General features: G+C 60.7%; 18 protein-coding genes. 6 read left to right on the forward strand and 12 right to left on the reverse strand.

The features are described from left to right. Positions 1-135: 135 nt before the first annotated feature. Together GIV35_RS02050 and GIV35_RS02055 are read right to left on the reverse strand one after the other, a co-directional pair. The gene (locus tag GIV35_RS02050; protein WP_034128871.1) at positions 136-498 is read right to left on the reverse strand and encodes a hypothetical protein; all 363 of its coding nucleotides are present in this window, start codon (positions 496-498) and stop codon (positions 136-138) included. A 333-nt stretch (positions 499-831) separates the two neighbouring features. Beyond that, the gene (locus GIV35_RS02055) at positions 832-1290 is read right to left on the reverse strand and encodes an anti-sigma factor domain-containing protein (protein ID WP_034128870.1); all 459 of its coding nucleotides are present in this window, start codon (positions 1288-1290) and stop codon (positions 832-834) included. Between the two features lie 136 nt (positions 1291-1426). Here GIV35_RS02055 and GIV35_RS02060 point away from each other — a divergent pair, with 136 nt between their 5' ends. Next, positions 1427-1999: a DUF2780 domain-containing protein gene (locus tag GIV35_RS02060; protein WP_105228781.1), complete on the forward strand. Its 573-nt coding sequence runs from the start codon at positions 1427-1429 to the stop codon at positions 1997-1999. Here GIV35_RS02060 and GIV35_RS02065 read toward each other — a convergent pair. Then, positions 1996-2880 (reverse strand): acyltransferase, encoded by an 885-nt coding sequence (locus GIV35_RS02065; RefSeq protein ID WP_236264075.1) that lies wholly within the window; start codon positions 2878-2880, stop codon positions 1996-1998. The genes GIV35_RS02060 and GIV35_RS02065 overlap by 4 nt on opposite strands. A 171-nt stretch (positions 2881-3051) precedes the next feature. Here GIV35_RS02065 and rloA2 point away from each other — a divergent pair, with 171 nt between their 5' ends. Genes rloA2 through creD form a run of 4 tightly spaced genes read left to right on the forward strand, consistent with a single transcriptional unit; the run spans position 3052 to position 7069 of the window. After that, positions 3052-3552, forward strand: coding sequence for a retropepsin-like aspartic peptidase RloA2 (gene rloA2 / locus GIV35_RS02070; RefSeq protein ID WP_014720226.1), 501 nt, complete (start codon positions 3052-3054; stop codon positions 3550-3552). An 8-nt stretch (positions 3553-3560) separates the two neighbouring features. Beyond that, a complete protein-coding gene (gene creB, locus GIV35_RS02075; RefSeq protein WP_105228779.1) occupies positions 3561-4229 on the forward strand; it encodes a two-component system response regulator CreB in 669 nt (222 codons plus the stop codon). After that, positions 4229-5668: a two-component system sensor histidine kinase CreC gene (gene creC, locus GIV35_RS02080; RefSeq protein WP_236264074.1), complete on the forward strand. Its 1440-nt coding sequence runs from the start codon at positions 4229-4231 to the stop codon at positions 5666-5668. The genes creB and creC overlap by 1 nt, the downstream gene beginning before the upstream one ends. A gap of 51 nt (positions 5669-5719) precedes the next feature. Beyond that, positions 5720-7069: a cell envelope integrity protein CreD gene (creD, locus tag GIV35_RS02085; RefSeq protein WP_236264073.1), complete on the forward strand. Its 1350-nt coding sequence runs from the start codon at positions 5720-5722 to the stop codon at positions 7067-7069. Positions 7070-7276: 207 nt separating this feature from the next. Here the strand turns inward: creD and GIV35_RS02090 are convergent, their stop codons facing one another. The 8 genes from GIV35_RS02090 to GIV35_RS02125 all read right to left on the reverse strand — a co-directional run bounded on the left by GIV35_RS02090 (position 7277) and on the right by GIV35_RS02125 (position 16319). Next, positions 7277-7906, reverse strand: coding sequence for a glutathione S-transferase (locus tag GIV35_RS02090; RefSeq protein ID WP_202692552.1), 630 nt, complete (start codon positions 7904-7906; stop codon positions 7277-7279). Between the two features lie 162 nt (positions 7907-8068). Further along, complete coding sequence (locus GIV35_RS02095; protein ID WP_105228775.1) at positions 8069-8251, reverse strand: hypothetical protein; 183 nt, start codon at positions 8249-8251, stop codon at positions 8069-8071. After that, positions 8248-9351, reverse strand: coding sequence for a PepSY-associated TM helix domain-containing protein (locus tag GIV35_RS02100; RefSeq protein WP_198714414.1), 1104 nt, complete (start codon positions 9349-9351; stop codon positions 8248-8250). The genes GIV35_RS02095 and GIV35_RS02100 overlap by 4 nt, the downstream gene beginning before the upstream one ends. A 63-nt stretch (positions 9352-9414) precedes the next feature. Then, positions 9415-11853, reverse strand: a complete 2439-nt coding sequence (locus tag GIV35_RS02105; RefSeq protein ID WP_213154424.1) for a TonB-dependent siderophore receptor — start codon at positions 11851-11853, stop codon at positions 9415-9417. 207 nt (positions 11854-12060) lie between these two features. Further along, entirely contained in the window at positions 12061-13029 is a 969-nt protein-coding gene (locus tag GIV35_RS02110; RefSeq protein WP_236264069.1) for a FecR domain-containing protein, read from the reverse strand. Continuing rightward, positions 13026-13544 (reverse strand): RNA polymerase sigma factor, encoded by a 519-nt coding sequence (locus tag GIV35_RS02115; protein WP_200647896.1) that lies wholly within the window; start codon positions 13542-13544, stop codon positions 13026-13028. Before GIV35_RS02115 ends, GIV35_RS02110 begins: the two co-directional genes overlap by 4 nt. Positions 13545-13692: 148 nt before the next feature. Further along, a complete protein-coding gene (locus tag GIV35_RS02120; protein ID WP_236264067.1) occupies positions 13693-14400 on the reverse strand; it encodes a 3'-5' exonuclease in 708 nt (235 codons plus the stop codon). Then, entirely contained in the window at positions 14397-16319 is a 1923-nt protein-coding gene (locus GIV35_RS02125; protein WP_236264089.1) for a putative nucleotidyltransferase substrate binding domain-containing protein, read from the reverse strand. Before GIV35_RS02125 ends, GIV35_RS02120 begins: the two co-directional genes overlap by 4 nt. A gap of 247 nt (positions 16320-16566) precedes the next feature. Between GIV35_RS02125 and GIV35_RS02130 the strand changes: the two genes are divergently transcribed. Next, entirely contained in the window at positions 16567-17013 is a 447-nt protein-coding gene (locus GIV35_RS02130) for a response regulator (RefSeq protein WP_019817416.1), read from the forward strand. 155 nt (positions 17014-17168) lie between these two features. On the opposite strand, the gene GIV35_RS02135 is transcribed toward GIV35_RS02130, so the two are convergent. Next, entirely contained in the window at positions 17169-19346 is a 2178-nt protein-coding gene (locus GIV35_RS02135; RefSeq protein WP_105228769.1) for a malate synthase G, read from the reverse strand. Positions 19347-19398: the final 52 nt, after the last annotated feature.

A 19398-nucleotide genomic window follows, 5' to 3' on the forward strand; every position in this document is an offset into this window, starting at 1 on the left:
ATAGTTTTCTATTGTTAGTTAAGTAGGACTTGTCTGAGGTTTGCTATTTCCAGCAAACCCGCTTCTACAGGTTCTTTGGAAACTGCCAGTTGATGCGCAAGCAAACAAAGGGCGACCTTCGAGTCGCCCTTTGCATCACTTAAGCGCCGTCAACCGCAAATAGGGATCGGCCACCTCACCGTTTTTTATCAAACGTTTTCCACCGTAATCACAGTGCACCTTACCGTCGCGCACGTTGATGGCTTCTGCCTGCAGTGCGTATTCCGGGTCCAGAAAATCATCGTTGGTCCCGGCGGTTTGCCCCGTCCATGTTTTGCCTTGGGTTTGGGCTGAATACTGATAGCCCTCGCCATAGGGCGGCGGCAGGTCGGGGTCTGTGTAGGGTTTTGAATGGATGTCGCTGACGGCAGGGCATTGGCCCGTGTCGACGGCCGCGTTGCGGGCTGGCAGGTTGTAGGCGGTGACTAGGGAAAAGAGATTAGGTACCCATCCGATCATCGTTATAACTCCTTGTCCACGAGGTAGTCCTCCCTGCTCTGCGTTGGGAGGCCGATCTGGGTGGGGCGTTACACGGGTTAGGTTCCTTGGAAGCTGCTACAGCAGGTTACGGGACATGCAACGGGTCGGCCGGTGAGTCTGCAAATGAGACCATCTCTGGGAGCAGGCTCGCCCGCGAAGGCGATGTGTCAGTCACGGCATCTGTTACTGCACTATCGCTTTTGCAGGCCAGCTCCCACATTTGATCTTTGTTGCTTTGAACATTGCGTTCGCTTGATGGGTCGGCATCAGGGCAAGCCTACTCCCACCTTTGAATCGAATGTCAGCCGGTGATTAGCGAGTGGCCAGGGCACCCTGGTAGACCGTCGGCCCTGTCGGTTGCTTGCTCACCGAGCCACCCTTGGTTTCCGAACTCACCATCAACTCTACTGGCTTGCTGATGCTTTCCTGCTGGCGCGGATTCAGGCCGATGATGCCTTTGCCATCCTCCGGCAGCAGGCCAAGGGACACCGGTGTGCCGTCTTTGGGAATCGCCCAGAGTTCAAGGCTTTGGTCCGGTGCTGGCGCCGTGGAGGCAATCGGCTGCACTTCCAGGTAATCCTTGTGGGCCATGATTTGTGCGGCTGGCTGCTGGGTCGTGGTCACCAATGTCGCCGCGGATTTGACGCTGTCCTGGGTGTAGAGCGCGCCGCCGATACCGGCAACCACCACCACGCAGGCGCCGATGAACAGGCGAGGGCGGCTCCAGAACGCAGGCTTGTGCTCAATCACTGGGGGTTGGATCGCAGTCATAAGTCTCTTCTCGACAAATTTTGTAGTCAGTTCATGGACCCGCTTATCCCCGATGGGTTCCTCAGGGGCTCCGGAACAACCGACGGGATACCCAGTCCAACGCCTGCGTTTACCCCTATACCCAGAGGTTGTTTCGATGAAGATTTCACGCGGTTTTGCCCTGTCCTGCCTGTTGACCGTGGCCGCCGGCCCGGTGTTCGCCGCAGGTTTCAGCCTTGGCGATGCAGCCAATGCCATTTCCGGCATGCAGGGTGGCAACAACAAGGCTGCTGCCGCCGCGCCTACGTCAGAGACGGCTGACTTGTTGACGGCCCTGACCTCGCAACTGAACATCACCCCCGAGCAAGCAGTGGGCGGCACGGGCGCCATGCTGGGCCTGGCCAAGAACAAACTCAGCGGCAATGACTTCTCGCAGTTGAGTAACAGTGTGCCGGGCCTCGACAAGTTGTCAGGTAATAACGCATTGGGCAGCCTCGGTGCCCTGAGCGGGATGCTCGGCCAAACCGGTGGCAGCAAGACCAGCGGCCTGGACGGCCTGTTGGGCAACGTGAAAAGCACCAATGACTTGAACACCGCCTTCAGCGCATTGGGCATGGACAGCGGCATGGTCGGCCAGTTTGCCCCGGTGATCCTGAAATACCTGGGCGGCGAGGGCGCCAGCAGTTCCGTGCTGGGCAAATTGGCTCAGGCCTGGGGTACCGGCAGCTAAGGTTCTTGGCGCAGTTGTTCGATGCGCGCATCCTTTTCCATCCAGAGCTGGTTGACCCAGTTCTGGAGGGTCTGGCGAAACGCCGGATCGTTCTCGTAATCCCCTTGCCACAACGCCGGGTCCAGTTCGCGGGTACGGATATCCACGATCACCTTCGGCACTGCGCCGCTGATCAAGTCCCAGAACCCCGGAATCTTTTGCTGCGGATACACCACGGTCACGTCGAGGATCGCGTCCAGTTGTTCGCTCATCGCCGCCAGCACAAATGCCACGCCGCCCGCCTTGGGCTTGAGCAATCGGGTAAACGGTGAAGCCTGCTGCTTGCGCTTGGCCTCGTTGAACCGCGTGCCCTCCAGGTAATTGACCACCGTGACCGGCTGGCGCTTGAACAGCTCGCAGGCCTCTTTGGTGATCTTCAAATCCTGCCCCGCCAGCTCCGGGTGCTTGGCCAGGAACGCCTTGGTGTAGCGTTTCATGAAGGGGTAATCCAGCGCCCACCAGGCCAGGCCGAGGAAGGGCACCCAGATCAGTTCTTTTTTCAGGAAGAACTTGAAGAACGGCGTGCGCCGGTTCAATGCCTGGATCAGCGCGGGAATATCGACCCAGGATTGGTGGTTGCTGATCACCAGGTAAGAGGTATCGCCGCGCAGGTCTTCGCCACCGCGAATATCCCATTGAGTGGGAATGCACGCGGCGAAGATCAGCTTGTCGATCTCGGCCCAGGTTTCGGCGATCCACATCACCGCCCATGAGGCATAGTCACGCGAGCGCCCTGGCGCCACCAGCTTGAGCAGGGCGAAGACCATCAAGGGGCCGATCAGGATCAGCGTGTTGACTAACAGCAGCAGTGTAACCAGACAGCCGGTGAGCAGGCGGCGCATAAGCAACTCTTGGAATTCTGTGGGCGGGCCATGATAAGCAAGGTGAGTCTAGAGGCCAAATCGCAAATTGCCCGACGAATGTTTCACACTGTGCGCGATATGCTCGGTCATCCAACTAAGTGCTGTGTTTGCGGTCTAGACTCCGCCCACTTCTTTCGAGGAAATCCTGCCGTGAAATTGCTCCTTGCCGCGTTCGCCCTGGTTGCTGTGCCTGTCATGGCCGCCGAACCGACCCTCTACGGTCGCTACGAATACATCCAGTTGCCGGAGATCGGCCAGACGTTCAAGGCCAAGATGGACACCGGCGCGCTGACCGCCTCGCTGTCGGCGCGCGACATCGAAACCTTTCAGCGCGACGGCGATGACTGGGTGCGCTTCCGCCTCGGCGGTGAAGACGCGGGTAACAAGGTCTATGAGCACAAGGTGTCGCGCATCAGCAAGATCAAGAGCCGCGCCGACGAAGATGATGACAAGGACGAAGCCAGTGTGGCCAAGCGCCCGGTGATCGATCTGGAGATGTGCCTGGGCGACGTCAAGCGCACCGTCGAGGTCAACCTCACCGACCGCAGCAGCTTCAACTACCCGCTGCTGATCGGCGCCAAGGCCCTGCGTGAATTTGGCGCTGCGGTAAACCCGGCACGTCGCTACACTGCCGACAAACCGGACTGCTGATTGAACCCATGCCGCACATCCTGATTGTCGAAGACGAAGCGGCAATAGCCGACACGCTGATCTTTGCCCTGCAAGGCGAGGGCTTCACCACCACTTGGCTGACGCTCGGCCAGGCGGCGCTGGAGCATCAGCGCCAGACCCCGGCCGACCTGATCATTCTCGACATCGGCCTGCCGGACATCACCGGCTTTGAAACCTGCAAGCAATTGCGCCGCTTCAGTGAAGTGCCGGTGATGTTCCTCAGCGCACGGGATGCGGAGATCGACCGGGTGGTGGGGCTGGAGATCGGTGCCGACGATTATGTGGTCAAGCCTTTCAGCCCGCGGGAAGTGGCGGCGAGGGTCAGGGCGATTCTGAAGCGGGTCGGCCCGGCTGTGGCACCAACCCTGTTCCAAGTGGATCTGGAACGCATGCAGATTCTCTATCGCGGCCAACCCTTGAGCCTCACGCGGCATGAGTTCCGCCTGCTGCAAAGTCTGCTGGATCAACCCGAGCGCGTGTTCAGCCGCGAGCAACTGCTGGACGCGGTGGGCGTACCCGTTGATGCCGGTTACGAGCGCAATATCGACAGCCATATCAAGAGTGTGCGCAGCAAGCTCAGGAGTGTGGCGGCGGATGCCGAGCCGATCCAGACCCATCGTGGCCTCGGTTATAGCTACAGCCCGAGCCATAGCTGATGCGCCTTGGACTGCGGATTTTCCTGGTGTATGCGCTGTTTATCGGCCTGACCGGCTACTTCGTGCTCAACACCGTGATGAAGGAAATCCGCCCCGGCGTGCGCCAGTCCACCGAAGAAACATTGGTGGACACCGCCAACCTGCTGGCTGAAATCCTGCGTGCAGACGTTAAAAACGGCACCCTCGGCCAGAGCCATTGGCCAAAGCTGCTCAAGGCCTATGGCAACCGTCAGCCGGGTGCGGTGATCTGGGGGCTGCCGAAAAACCAGGTCAACCATCGCATCTACGTGACCGACGCTACAGGCAGGGTATTGCTCGATTCCAGCGGTGAAGCGGTGGGCCAGGACTATTCGAAATGGAACGACGTGTACCTGACCCTGCGTGGCGAATACGGTGCGCGCTCCACCCGCAGCGATGCAGACGACCCCGCCTCATCGGTGATGCACGTGGGGGCGCCGATTCGCGACAACGGGCAGATCATCGGCGTGGTCACCGTGGCCAAGCCCAACAGCTCGTTGCAACCCTACGTGGATCGTACCGAGCGGCGCCTGCTGTGGTACGGCGCCGGGCTGGTCACCCTGGGGCTGCTGCTGGGCGCGCTATTGTCGTGGTGGCTGACGGCGGCTCTCAGACGCCTTACCGCCTATGCCGAAGCCGTGAGCGAGGGCCGCCGCGCCGAGTTGCCGCATTATCGCGGCGGTGAGCTCAAGCAGTTATCCACCGCCGTGGAACACATGCGCACGCAGCTGGAAGGCAAGGCTTACGTAGAGCGCTACGTGCATACATTGACCCATGAATTGAAGAGCCCGCTGGCGGCGATTCGCGGTGCGGCGGAGCTGTTGCAGGGAGACATGAGCCGTGAGCAGCAGCAGCGGTTTGTCGGCAATATCGACAGCGAAAGCGCGCGCCTGCAACAGTTGATCGAACGCCTGTTGAACCTGGCCCAGGTGGAGCAGCGCCAGGGTCTGGAAGAGCAGTCGAGCATTCCTTTGGCCGCCCTGGTTGAGGATGTGCTCAAGGCTCAATGTGCACGGACCGAAGGTGCCGGCTTGCACGTCGAGCAGGCCATCGCCGCCGATGTGCGGGTGTTTGGCGAACCCTTCCTGCTACGCCAGGCCCTGGGTAACCTGCTCGACAATGCTCTGGATTTCACCCCACCCGGCGGCACGCTGAGGTTCAGCGCGCAGGTGCGGCATAACGAGGTGCAGGTCAGCCTGTTCAACCAGGCGGAGGCGATTCCCGATTACGCCTTGCCGCGCCTGAGCGAGCGCTTCTACTCGCTGCCGCGCCCGGCCAGCGGGCGCAAAAGTACGGGCCTGGGGCTCAACTTTGTCGAGGAGGTGATGAAGCTGCACGGCGGCTCGTTGCAGATCGGCAACGTACCGGGCGGCGTGCAAGCGGTGCTGCATCTCCACACAGTCTCCACATTGCCCACATAAATCTCCCATACCGACTGGGCAGACTCTCCCCATCAAAACAGGGAGAGACCCATGAACCGCAACCTGCTTTTCAAATTGGGCGCGATTGCGCTGCTGATCCTGCTGTTGCTGATTCCATTGTTGATGATCAACGGCATCATCAGCGACCGTCAGCAACTGCGCGACGGCGTACTGATGGACATTGCCCGCAGCTCAAGCTTTGCCCAGCGCCTCACCGGGCCGGTAATGGTGGTGCCGTTTCGCAAGACCGTGCGCGAGTGGAAGCTCAATGAAAAGCTCAACAAGCGCTACGAAGAAACCCGTGAAGAACGCGGCCGTCTGTATTTCCTGCCGGACCGGTTTGAGCTCGACGGCAAGGTGCAAACCGAACTGCGCTCACGGGGCATCTATCAGGCGCGGTTGTTCCACGCCGACAACCGTATCAGCGGGCGTTTCGACTTGCCTGCGCAGTTGGGGATCACCGAAGACTTCGCCGACTACCGCTTTGAACCAGCTTTTTTGGCGGTGGGCATCAGTGATATTCGCGGTATTGAAAACGCGCTGAAACTGGAGCTGGGTGACCAGCGGCTGGAGTTCTCGCCAGGCTCCCAAGTCGACTGGCTGGGTGAGGGCGTGCATGTGACGCTGCCGGCGCAGGACGGTAAGAAACCCGCCGTGCTGGAGTTCGCCTTCGACCTGCGCCTGCAAGGCACCGAGCAACTGCAAGTAGTGCCGGTGGGCAAGACCAGCCAGGTATCACTGGTGTCCAACTGGCCGCACCCGAGCTTTGTCGGCAACTTCCTGCCGGCTCAACGTGAGGTGACCGACCAGGGCTTCAGCGCCAATTGGCAGACGACATTCTTCTCCACCAACCTCGAACAAGCCCTGCAGAACTGCCTGGACGGGCAAGGCTGTGAAGACCTCAGCAACCGCAGCTTTGGGGTGAACTTCATCGACCCGGTAGACCAGTACCTCAAGAGCGACCGGGCGATTAAGTACGCGCTGTTGTTTATCGCCCTGACCTTTGCCGGCTTCTTCCTCTTCGAGGTGCTCAAGAGTTTGGCGGTGCACCCGATCCAGTACGCTTTGGTGGGCGTCGCGCTGGCGTTCTTCTACCTGCTGCTGTTGTCGTTGTCCGAGCATCTGGGCTTTGCCCTGGCCTACCTGATATCCGCCAGCGCCTGTGTGGTGTTGATCGGCTTCTACGTATGCCATGTGCTGCGTAGCGTCGCCCACGGCGTGGGGTTTTCGGCCGGGCTGGCGGCGTTGTATGGCTTGCTGTACGGGTTGCTCAGTGCCGAGGATTACGCGCTGTTGATGGGCTCGTTGTTGCTGTTTGGCCTGCTGGGCACGGTGATGGTGCTGACGCGCAAGCTGGATTGGTATGGGGTGGGTAAACGCAAGGTGGAGCAAGGGCAATGATCGGATTGCGCGAAGATCAGCAGATGAAAGCGAGGATGGTCGACTTCCTCAATCACAGCGCGTTTCAGTGTGGGAGCGAGCTTGTTGTGGCGAGCAAGCTTGCTTGCGCTGGGGTGCGAAGCGCCCCTGATAAAGCCGGCTCCAGCTGCGCTGTCGAGCGGGAGCAAGCTCCCTCGCCACAACAAGCTCGCTCCTACAGGGGGCTGGTCAAACCGGGGGTTGGGTCTGCTGCATCGAAGACCGCTGGCTGACCTCGGCATACCACGCGGCGAGCTTGGGGTTATCTGTGCGCCATTGCAGATCCGGGTGGCGAAAGTCTATGTAGCCCAGGGCACAGGCCACGCTGATGGCGGCGACGTCGAAGTGGCTGGCCAGTTCGGCAATGGCGTCCCGCTCCAGTTCGGCGAGGGCGCGGCGAATCTTGTTGCGCTGTTCATCTAGCCAGGGGGCCCAGTGTTTTTCTGGCGGGCGCATGGCGGTCTCGTAACGCACCAGCACGGCGGCATCCATGATGCCGTCAGCCATCGAGGCCAGGGTCAGGCGCCGCCAGCGGGCCGAGCCGTCGCGGGGGATCAGCGGGTTGCCGACATGCTGGTGGTCGAGGTAATCGAGAATCACCCGGCTGTCGTGCAATACCGAACCGTCGGCCAGACGCAGGGCCGGGATCTTGCCCACGGGGTTGCCTTGTAGCACTTCGGCATCCGGGCTGACCGGAGTGGGCAGGCACGCGTGCAGGGCCACGCGGTCCTGTTGGCCGGTCTCGATCAGCAGCACGCGCACTTTGCGCACGAAGGGCGAAGCGGGGTTGTGGAACAAGGTCATGCTGGGGGCGGACATGGGCATTCCTCGAGGTGAAGTGTGGCTAGCCTAGAGGGTTGTGCGGTGCCTGGCGAGGGGGCCGCGTTGTTTTTGCGGGCCTCATCGCAGGCAAGCCAGCTCCCACATTGGACTGTGTTCACAGGTCAAAATGTGGGAGCTGGCTTGCCTGCGATAGCGACCTCAAGCGCGCCGCTTAACCAACCCCCATACACCCATCATTGCCGGTATCCCGAGCCCGATCCAACTCAACGAATCCCACCACCCATCGCCCAGCAACGCCGCAAACAACCCGGCGGCACTGAGCAGGCCAATCCCCAGCGGTATGGCAAAGACCTTCCAGAAATTCGACTGCCGCGGCTTCATACCTTGGCCGCCTTGCGCCGTACGATCCATAAGTAAATGCCGCTCACCAGCACGATGATGGTCAGCACATCCAGCGCCGCCCACAAAATCTTCATCGGCATGCCGCCGTAATCACCGAAATGCAGGGGTTGGGACATGCCCATGGCGTCCATGTACCAAGGCCGTTCGGCGATGGCGGTGACGGCCAGGGTGCTGGCGTCGATCAGTACCGGTGTCAGCAAATGGGAGGTCAGGTGGGTGCTGCCCTTCATGAACACGGCGTAGTGATGTTCGCTGGAAAAACGCGTGCCGGGGAAGGCGATAAAGTCCGGTTCCATACCGGGCGCGGCCTTGGCCGCAATGCTCAACAGCTCCGTGGCGGGCGCGCGCTGGGTCAGCGGCGGGGCGTTCTTGTAGGGTTCGATCATGGCGCTGAGGCTGTCCTCGCGCCACGCCGCGATGATCAAGTCAGCGCAGGCGCTGATCACGCCGGTTACCCCCACTACCAGCGCCCAGGTCAAAGTGACCACGCCGATCAGGTTGTGCAGGTCGAGCCAGCGCAGGCGAGTGGACTTGTCCTGGCGCACCGTGGCGAACTTCAAGCGACGCATGAAGGGCAGGTACAACACCGTGCCCGAGATAATCGCCAGCACAAACAGAAGGCCCATGAACGCCAGCAACAACTTGCCGGGCAGGCCGGCAAACATATCCACATGCAGGCGCAGCAGGAACAGAGTGAAGCCCCCATTGGCAGACGGCATTTCGACGGTTTCGCCAGTGCGTGCATCGAGCATAAAAGTGTGCGACGAATTCGGCTCGGTACCGGCTGTGGCGGCCATGATCGCGATCACGCCGTTGTTGTCATCTTCGTCCCAGGCAAGGTACTGCATGGCCTCGCCGGGGCGATGGGCCTGGGCTTTAGCCACAAGCTGCTCAAGGTTGAGCCGGGGCGTATCGGCGGGCATCTGCGCCAGTTCGGGCTCATTGCCCAGCAGGTGGTCGATCTCGTGGTGGAACACCAACGGCAGGCCGGTGAGGGCGAGCAGCAGCAGGAATACGGTGCAGATCAGGCTGGTCCAGGTGTGGATGAAGGACCAGCGGCGGATGGTTTTGCTTTTCATCACGGCTCCAAAGGCAAAAGGGCCGCGGTTCAGGCAGCCCTTTATCAGCGGTTTTTCACCGTCTTAGAATTTGTAGTTCACGCTGGCTACGACGTTACGTTGGTCGCCGTAGTAGCAGTAGAAACCATCGCAGGTGGACAGATAGTCCTTGTTGAAGATGTTCTTGGCGTCGACGGCCACCGTTACGCCCTTCATGACATTGCTTACACGGCCAAGGTCGTAATGCACCGAGGCGTCGTAAACGGTATAGGACCCTACGTGGCCGAGCTCGGTGTTGGCAGCGTTGCCGTAAGTATCACCGACATACCGTACGCCCGCACCTACACCGAAACCTTCCAGCGGGCCGCTGCGCCAAGTGTAGTCGGCCCATCCTGTGGCTTGGTTGCGAGGCAACTGGTTCAGACGATTTCCTTTTTCAGCGACTGCGCCTTGGGTGATTTCGCTATCGTTATAGGTATAGGAACCCACCAGCTTTAGGCTTTCAGTAACGTCTGCACTGGCTTCGAGTTCCAGGCCGCGAACCCGAACCTCGCCAACTTGGCGCGTGATGCTGCCTTCTGTAACCGAGGTATTTTGTTGAGTCAGGTCGAATACCGCTGCGGTATACAAGGCTTTGGTGCCCGGTGGCTGGTATTTGACGCCTGCTTCGTATTGCTTGCCCTCAGTTGGCTTGAAAGCCCCTGTGCTGGCTACTTGAGTGCCTGAACCCGCCTGGAATGACTCGGCGTAAGACAGGTACGGAGTAATGCCATTGTCGAAGACGTAGCTCAACGCTGCGTTACCGCTGAAATGCTTGTCACGTTGAGTATTGGTGGCGTCATTGATGTTGTGGAAGGTAGTGCCAGTGTGTACCCAGTCTTCACGTCCGCCGAGGGTCAAGCGCCAGTTATCGAGGGCCATTTGGTCTTGAACGTACAGACCGGTCTGTTGGGTTTTTTGGTTGTAGTCATACATGGTGAAGTACTGGACCTTGGAAAAGTCCTGTCCGTACACCGGTCGATTGAAGTTAATGGTGGGTACACCGGCTGAACCCCATAGCCAGCGGGCATTGCTGTCGGAGCGCTGGTGGTCGAGACCAAGCAATAGGGTATGACTTACAGGACCGGTCTGGAAGTTAGCTTGAAAATTGTTATCGACTGCGAACTGGCCGATGTCCTCATCGACCTTGCCGGCGGAGCGGCTCACGTTGCCGTCGGCATCGACCGCAGCTTCCGGGCCATTCGGGAAAAACGCTCCCCCTGCGGTAAGGCCCTGGAACGACAAGTCGTTCTTGGTATAGCGCAGGTTTTGGCGGAACTGCCAAGTGTCGTTCAGGCGCGTTTCAAACGCGTAGCCCAGTGCATAGTAAGTACGGTCGTAGAACTCCCAGTCTGGATCGCCCAGGTTCTTATGATGGGAAATCTTGCCGGCTGGCGAGCTCAATTTGGTGCCTTGCAGCGGCAGGAACTGACCGGTGATACCGGTATCGTCGCGAGTAAATTGTGTGAGCAAGGTCAGCCTGGTGTCGTCGTTGATATTCCACGTGAGACTGGGCGCAACGTTGTACCGCTTGTCCGGGATGTGGTCCACCGCCGTATTGCTGTCGCGCACGACGCCACTGATTCGGTAGAGGAACTGGCCTTCGTCGTCGATTTTGCCGGTGCTATCGAAGTTGATCTGCTTGTGGTTGTTGCTGCCTGCCTGCACTTCAATTTCGTTTGAGCTTTCGGCCTCGGGGCGACGGCTAACCATATCCAGCAAGCCGCCGGGTGGGGTTTGCCCGTAGACCGACGAAGCGGGGCCTCGCAGCACGGCGATGCGTTCCAGATTCCAAGTATCGATTTTCGGCGTCGCGTAGTTACCCTTGGGCAAAGGCAGACCATCGAGGAATTGGGTCGGGACAAAACCGCGAACCAGTAACCAATCACTGCGCGAATCGGAGCCATAGCCACTGCTCTGCACGCCGGCCGTGTAGCGCAGGGCGTCATTAAGGTTGAGAACGGAGCGGTCTTCCATTTGCTGGCGAGTAATGACCGTGACGGAACGGGGCAGCTCGGCGATAGGAGTATCAGTCTTTGTGCCCGCCGCTGTTCGAGTAGCGACATAGCCATCCACCGGCCCCCAAGCACTTTCATAGCTGCCTTGCCCGGTGATGTTGGTGGTCGGCAAGGCAACGACGCCCTCTGGAACCGGCATCAGGGTGTAAGTGCCCACACTGCTTTGTTCCAACTGCAAGCCAGTACCGCGCAACGCCTCACGCAACGCGCCCTGCGCATCGAACTGGCCCTTGACCGGCGCCGAGGTCTTGCCGGCGGCGAGTGCAGGGTTGAGGGTCAGCGCCAGGCCGGCCTGGCTGGCGATCTGGTTCAGGGTGGTGGCCAGGGGCGCAGCCGGCAGGTTATAGGCGCGCACGCTGGAGGCTTGTTCGGCGGCGATCAGCGGGGAGCTGGCGAGCGGGGCGCTGAGGGCGATCGCCATGGCTAACAGGCTGGGGCGCAACAAGGTGTCTAGCGTGCGGGACATAAGGGCGGCTCCTGAATGGAAATATTTCTCAATTGCCTAGGTGCCGAGCGAGAATCGAAAAGTGATAGGGGTGAGTGAAAATATTTTTCGCAGGTGTGCTTGAGGGCCTCATCGCAGGCAAGCCAGCTCCCACAGTTGATGGTGTTCGCAATTCAAAATGTGGGAGCTGGCTTGCCTGCGATAGCAATCGCCCAGGCGCTGCAGGACCTAAGGCTTACCCTGGACGGTCACCCACCACGGCGTGTGCTGCTCGATCTGCACCGGCAAGGTCGGCAACAGCGCATTCAATGCCAACGTGGTGTCGCGCAGCGGGAAACTGCCGGTGATGCGCAGGTCGGCCACGTTCTTATCCACCCCCAGGTAGCCGGTGCGATAGCGCGCCAATTCCTCGATCACATCCCCCAGCCGAGCGTTGTCCACTACCAGCATGCCGCGCGTCCAGGCATCGGTAGCCGGCGTGACGGCCAACAGTGGCCCGAGCCCGTCGCCGCGCATCAGCACTTGCTGGCCCGCCTTGAACACTTGTTCCTGGTGCAGCGCCTCGGGCTGGGCGGCCACGGCTGACTGCAACACACTCAGGCGCGTAGCGTCGTCTTCGCGCTTGACGATAAACCGGGTACCCAGCGCCCGCAGGCTGCCGTCGCGGGTTTGCACGTAGAAAGGGCGCGAATCGTCGTGGCCGGTTTCGACGAGGATTTCGCCTGCCTGCAACACGATCAAGCGGCGTGTTTCGTCGAAGCGCACATCAATGGCGCTGTGGGTGTTGAGGTTGATCCGCGTGCCGTCCGCCAGCTTCAGCGTGCGCTGTTCACCGGTAGCAGTGCGCTGGTCGGCCAGCCAATAGTGAATAGGCACGTAACGCTCACCGGCAAACAGCGCCAGGCCGCACACCAGCACGATACTGGCCAGGCCCCGGCCCAGCTTGCGCACGCGCTGGCGAATGCCGTGGCGCGACTGCAGCAGCGCCGCCCGAGCCGGGCCCGAGGCCACGCTGAAACGCTGGTCGAGCATGCCCAACTGGCGCCAGGCGCGAGCGTGTTCCTCATCACTGGCCAGCCACTTGCTGAACTCTTCCTGTTCCACCGCGCTGCCGTCGCCCGAGTCGAGGGACAGTTGCCAGGCAATCGCGGCATCCAGCACGCGCGACGACACCGGTTTGGAGCCGATTGCGGTCACGACGGCTCGCCATACAGTGCGATGTAGCACTGGCGAATGCCCTGGGCCAGGTATTGGCGCACGCGGGGCACCGACACGCCCAGGCGCTGGGCGATTTCGGCATGGCCCAGGCCGTCGAGGCGGTTATAGAGGAACGCGGCGCGGGCCTTGCTCGACAACTTGCCGAGCAGGCGGTCGATGGCCTTGAGGTCTTCAAGGATCAGTTGCTGGGCTTCCGGCGAAGGCTGTTCGTTTTCCGGCATCAGCATCAATTCAGTGAGGTAGGCCTGTTCCAGGGCCGCACGACGGAAATAGTCAAACAGCAAACCCTTGGCGATGGCCACCAGGAACGCCCGCGGTTCGCGGGGCTCGCGCAACTCATCACGGCCCAGCAGGCGCATGAAGGTGTCCTGGCTCAGGTCTTCGGCGCGGCTTGGGCACCCCACGTTACGTCGCAGCCACGCCAACAGCCAGCCACGGTGGTCGCGATACAACGCACCAACAAGCTCACTGCGTGGGGTATGGACCGACGACAAGGCATCACCGAATAAGGTTTAAACTAACGAGAATTATTCGCGATTGTGTCAGAGGCGCAGGGTGGGCGCAATTGGCGTCTGTCGGGTGATCGTTCCCGCGCTCTGCGTAGGAATGCATCCCGCGATGCTCCGCGTCGGGCGCGAAGCGTTAAAGGGAAGGGGACTGTTTGCGTCGTTTCCATTGGGCCAAACGCTCATTCAGCGCCTGGGGCGTATCGATCTGTTGCTGCCGCGCCCGGCTGAACAGGATCAACATCAGCTCCGCCGTCGCCAGTGCATCGGCGCTGGCATGGTGGCGTTCGCCGGCCTGTAGCCTGAAGTGGTTGAGCCAGTCATCCAGCCCGGCTTCGCGGATATGCGCCTCTGGGCATAACAGCGGGGCCAGGTCTGCTACATCCATGAACGGATGGGCCAGGCGATAACCCAGGCTGTCCTTGAGCGCCCGGCACAGCATGTGTTGATCAAACGGCGCATGGAAGGCCAGCAGTGGACTGTCACCCACGAACGCCATGAAATCCAGCAACGCCTCGGTCGGGTCGCTGCCAGCGGCGATTGCACTGGGCCCCAGCCCGTGGATCAGCACACTGGGGCTGAGCTTGGTGTCGGTGCGCTGCAGGGTGCGTTCGAACAGTTGGGAGAAATCCACCGCACCGTCTTCGATGACCACGGCGCCGATGGACAGCACTTGGTCGCGGTGAAGGTTCAGGCCGCTGGTTTCCAGGTCCACCACTACCCAGCGCTGGCTGCGCAATGGGCCGTTGCCCAGTTCGGCGGGCTTGGGTAACTGTTCCAGGCGCTGCTGTTGCGCAGCGTTGAGCCCAGGTTTTTTGGCGCGCAGCCAGCCAAACAAACTCATAGCTGATACCGCAAGCTCAGGCTGCTTTGCAGGCGTTGGGCCTGGCGCAGGGACTCACGCAGGATGCGCCGGTCCAGGTGGTTGAGGCTGTCGGGGTCGACGCGGTTGGAATAGGGCAGGTTCTCGCGGGTCTGCAATTGGTGCTGCTGCATGCGGGTCTGCTGGATAAAGTGGTAGGCCTCTTCATAGGCGGCGCCATCCAGGGGTTCGATCACGGCCTTGTCCACCAACTGGCGCAGGCGTTCCAGGGTGTTGTTGGCGTGGATGCCATTGGCCAGGGCCAACAGGCGCGCGCCATCTACAAAAGGTGTAAGGCCTTGCACCTTGAGGTCGAGGGTGGCCTTTTCGCCATGTTTGCGGGTCAGCACGAACTCGCGGAAACGCCCCACCGGCGGGCGCCGCAGTAGTGCATTTTCGGCCAGCATCCGTTGGAACAAGCGGTTATCCGCCACCTGATCGAGAATGCCCTGGCGCAGTTGCTCGCAACCGCGCTCGTCGCCCCACACCACGCGCAAGTCGAAATAGATGCTTGAGCCCAGCAGGTTTTCCGGCGTCGCCTCACGAATGAACGCGCCGAAGCGCCGCGCCCACTCCACGCGGGACAAGCACAGCTCGGGGTTGCCGGCCATGATATTGCCCTTGCACAGGCTGAAGCCGCACAGCGCCAGGCTTTGGTTGATGTGCTGCGCCAGCGGTAGCAAGCGCTCACGCCTTTCGGCGGCTTCGACGGCGTCCTTGGCCTCGAACAGGATGCCGTTGTCCTGGTCGGTGTACAGCGTTTGTTCGCGGCGGCCTTCGCTGCCAAAACACAGCCAACTGAAGGGCACGCCGGGGTCGCCTTTTTCCGCGAGGGTCAGCTCGATCACCCGGCACACGGTGTGGTCGTTGAGCAGCGTAATGATGTGGGTGATCTGGGTGGATGAGGCGCCATGGGCGAGCATGCGCTCCACCAACTGGCCGATTTCACCGCGAATCGCCACCAGGTTTTCCACCCGGGGCGCGTTGCGGATGGTGCGGGCCAGGTGCACCAGGTCCACACGCTGCAAGGAGAACAAGTCACGCTCGGAGACCACGCCACACAGGCGCTGGTCTTGCACCAGGCACACATGGGCGATATGCCGCTCGGTCATGGCGATGGCTGCGTCGAAAGCGCTGTGCTCCGGGCTCAAGTAAAACGGCGCCTGGGTCATATGCCCGGCAATGCTCTGGCTGAAGTCGCTGGCGCCATCGGCGACCACCTGGCGCAGATCGCGCAGGGTGAAGATGCCCAGGGGTGCCTTGTGTTCGTTGACGATCACAATGCTGCCGACCTGTTGTTCGTGCATCAAGGTCACCGCTTCGCGCAACGGTGTGTGCGGGCTGCAGGTGACCGGGTGGCGCATGGCCAATTCACCCAGGCGGGTATTCAAGGAGTATTGGGTGCCGAGGGTTTCCACGGCTTTTTGCTGTACCTGCTGGTTGACCTGGTCGAGCAGGCTGCTGACCCCGCGCAAGGCGAAATCACGAAACGGGCTGGACAGCGCGAACAGCTTGATAAAGGCCGGTTTGTTCAATTGCAGGCAGAAGGTGTCTTCAGCGGCTTTGTGTTCTGTACGGGTCGCGCGCTCACCCAGCAAGGCGGCGAGGGGAAAGCATTCGCCGGTGGCGATTTCAAAGGTGGTGTCCGCCGAGTCTGGACGCTCACCCACGACCCGGCCCTGCTTGACGATATAAAAGTGCTCGACCGGGCCGCCCGACGGTTTGAGGATGCTGTCGCCGGGGCCGTAGAAACGCAGTTGGCACTGTTCCACCAGAAAAGCCAGGTGCGCCTGTTCCATCTGGTTGAACGGCGGGAAGCGTTGCAGGAATTGCAGGGTGCCGTGGATGTTCTGCAACACAGCGGTTTTACCCGCCTGTGCGAATGCATCAGCTTTACTCATAACAGTGACCGCAGTGTTTTTGTCGTTATCGTGCTGCATGGTCGACTCCTGCGCGGTGGGTGCCCATTGGACGTAAGTCTAGGTCGAGGAATACCGCACAAAACTAGGGAAAAACCTTACATGACAATCGTGCAAAACCCGTAGAACGCCCACTAGGCAAACTTTCCGACGAAGTGCACATTGTTCGCCCTTCCGCAGATGTCTGACGAGTGTGCTGGGAGATTGAATTAGAACTGCTGAGAAACGTATGTCCGACCACGATATTTTGAGTGATGCCGAGCGCGAGGCGCTGAGCGCCGTGATGCTGGAGCCCGATTTGCCCCCCCAACGCGTTTTGATCGTGGACGACGACAAGGACGCGCGTGAATTGTTGGCGGAAATCCTTGGGCTCGATGGTATTCGCTGCATGACTGCCGAAAGTGGCGAGGCTGCGTGGGATTTGTTGAAGACGAGCAGTTCCATCGGTTTGCTGATCACCGACCTGCGCATGGCGCCCAGCAATGGCCTGGAATTGATCCGCCAGGTGCGTGAGTCCACCCGTGCGGCGTTGCCGATCATCATCATGTCTGGAGACGCGGAAGCGCCGGATGTGATTGATGCGATGCATTTGAGCGTGGTGGATTTCTTGCTCAAGCCGATTGATAGCGTGAAGTTGGCGAAGTTGGTGAAGCGGGAGTTGGGGATGGTGCCCTGAGTGTGAGGTGACTGGCCTGGCCTCTTCGCGGGCAAGCCCGGCTCCCACATTTGAAATGCATTCCCCTGTGGGAGCTGGCTTGCCTGCGATTCAGGCAATGCGGTCTAACTGACACTGATAAAAAAGCCCTGATCTTTCGATCAGGGCTTTTTCCATTACAGGCCGTTCTTGGCCTTGAACTCCCGACGCCTGCGATGCAACACCGGCTCGGTATAGCCATTCGGCTGCTTGGTCCCTTCAATCACCAACTCCACCGCTGCCTGGAACGCGATGTTGCTGTCGAAGTCCGGAGCCAGTGGGCGGTACAGCGCATCCCCGGCATTCTGGCGGTCCACCACGGGCGCCATGCGCTTGAGGCTTTCCATCACCTGGTCTTCGTTGACAATGCCGTGGCGCAGCCAGTTGGCGATGTGCTGGCTGGAAATACGCAGGGTGGCGCGGTCTTCCATCAGGCCGACATCGTTGATGTCCGGCACCTTGGAGCAGCCCACACCCTGGTCGATCCAACGCACCACATAGCCGAGGATGCCCTGGGCGTTGTTGTCCAGTTCGTTGCGGATTTCTTCCTCGGACCAATCGGTGTTGCTGGCCAGAGGAATGGTGAGGATATCGTCCACCGAAGCGCGCTCGCGCTTGGCCAGCTCGGCCTGGCGGGCGAACACATCAACCTTGTGGTAGTGCAACGCATGCAGGGCCGCGGCGGTCGGCGACGGTACCCAGGCGGTGTTGGCACCGGCCAACGGGTGGGCGATTTTCTGCTCAAGCATCGCCGCCATCAGGTCGGGCATGGCCCACATGCCTTTACCGATCTGTGCACGACCTTGCAAGCCGGTGCTCAGGCCGATATCGACGTTCCAGTTCTCATAGGCGCCGATCCACTTTTCTGCCTTCATGGCCGCCTTGCGCACCATCGCGCCGGCTTCCATGGAGGTGTGGATTTCATCGCCAGTGCGGTCGAGGAAACCGGTGTTGATAAACACCACGCGCTCACTGGCCGCCTTGATGCAGGCCTTGAGGTTGACCGTGGTGCGGCGCTCCTCGTCCATGATCCCGACCTTGAGGGTATTGCGCGCCAGGTTCAGTACCTCTTCGATGCGACCGAACAGTTCGTTGGTGAACGCGGCTTCTTCCGGGCCGTGCATCTTCGGTTTCACGATGTATACGGAACCGGTGCGGCTGTTCTTGCGGGTGTTGTTGCCGTTGAGGCTGTGGATCGCCGCCAGGCTGGTGATCAGGCCGTCGAGGATGCCTTCGGGTACTTCGTTGCCGTCTTTATCGAGGATCGCGTCGATGGTCATCAAGTGGCCAACGTTGCGCACGAACAACAGCGAACGGCCGTGCAGGGTCACGTCGCTGCCATCCACGCCGGTGTAGGCGCGGTCAGGGTTCATGGTGCGGGTGAAGGTCTGGCCGCCCTTGGCCACTTCTTCGGCCAGGTCGCCCTTCATCAGGCCGAGCCAGTTGCGGTAGATCACCACTTTGTCATCGGCATCCACGGCGGCGACGGAGTCTTCGCAGTCCATGATGGTGGTCAGCGCGGCTTCCATCAGCACGTCTTTGACGCCGGCAGCGTCGGTCTGGCCGACTGGGGTGCTGGCGTCGATCTGGATTTCGAAGTGCAGGCCATTGTGCTTGAGCAGGATCGCAATCGGCTCGGCCGCAGGGCCCTGGAAACCGATCAACTGGGCATCGTCACGGAGGCCGCTGTTGCTGCCGCCTTTGAGGCTGACGATCAGCTTGCCATCGACGATTTTGTAGGCGGTGGAATCGACATGGCTGCCGGCGCTCAGCGGTGCGGCTTCGTCGAGGAAGGCGCGGGCGAAGGCAATGACCTTGTCACCACGCACTTTGTTATAGCCCTTGCCCTTCTCGGCGCCGTTGGCTTCGCTGATGGCGTCGGTGCCATACAGCGCGTCGTACAGCGAGCCCCAGCGCGCATTCGAGGCATTGAGGGCGAAGCGGGCGTTCATCACCGGCACCACCAGCTGTGGGCCGGCCATGCGTGCGATCTCATCATCGACGTTTTGGGTCGAGGCCTGGAAGTCTGCGGCTTCTGGCAACAGGTAGCCGATGTCTTGCAGGAAGGCTTTGTAGGCCACCGGGTCGTGGGCCTGGCCGGCGTGGGTCTGGTGCCAGGTATCGATCCGCGCCTGGAAGTCGTCGCGTTTGGCGAGTAGGGCTTTGTTCTTCGGGGCCAGGTCATGGATGACCTTGTCGGCACCGGCCCAGAACTGGTCGGCAGTGATGCCGGTACCGGGAATGGCTTCGTTGTTCACGAAGTCGAACAGGACTTTGGCGACCTGCAGGCCACCGACTTGAACGTGTTCAGTCATTGCTTGCCTCACTCTGCGGAGCTTATGCGCTTTTTCAGATTTTCATTATGTA

The organism is Pseudomonas sp. PA-1-6B, assembly GCF_021609545.1.
GTDB classification, from domain to species: Bacteria; Pseudomonadota; Gammaproteobacteria; order Pseudomonadales; family Pseudomonadaceae; genus Aquipseudomonas; species Aquipseudomonas fluorescens_BV.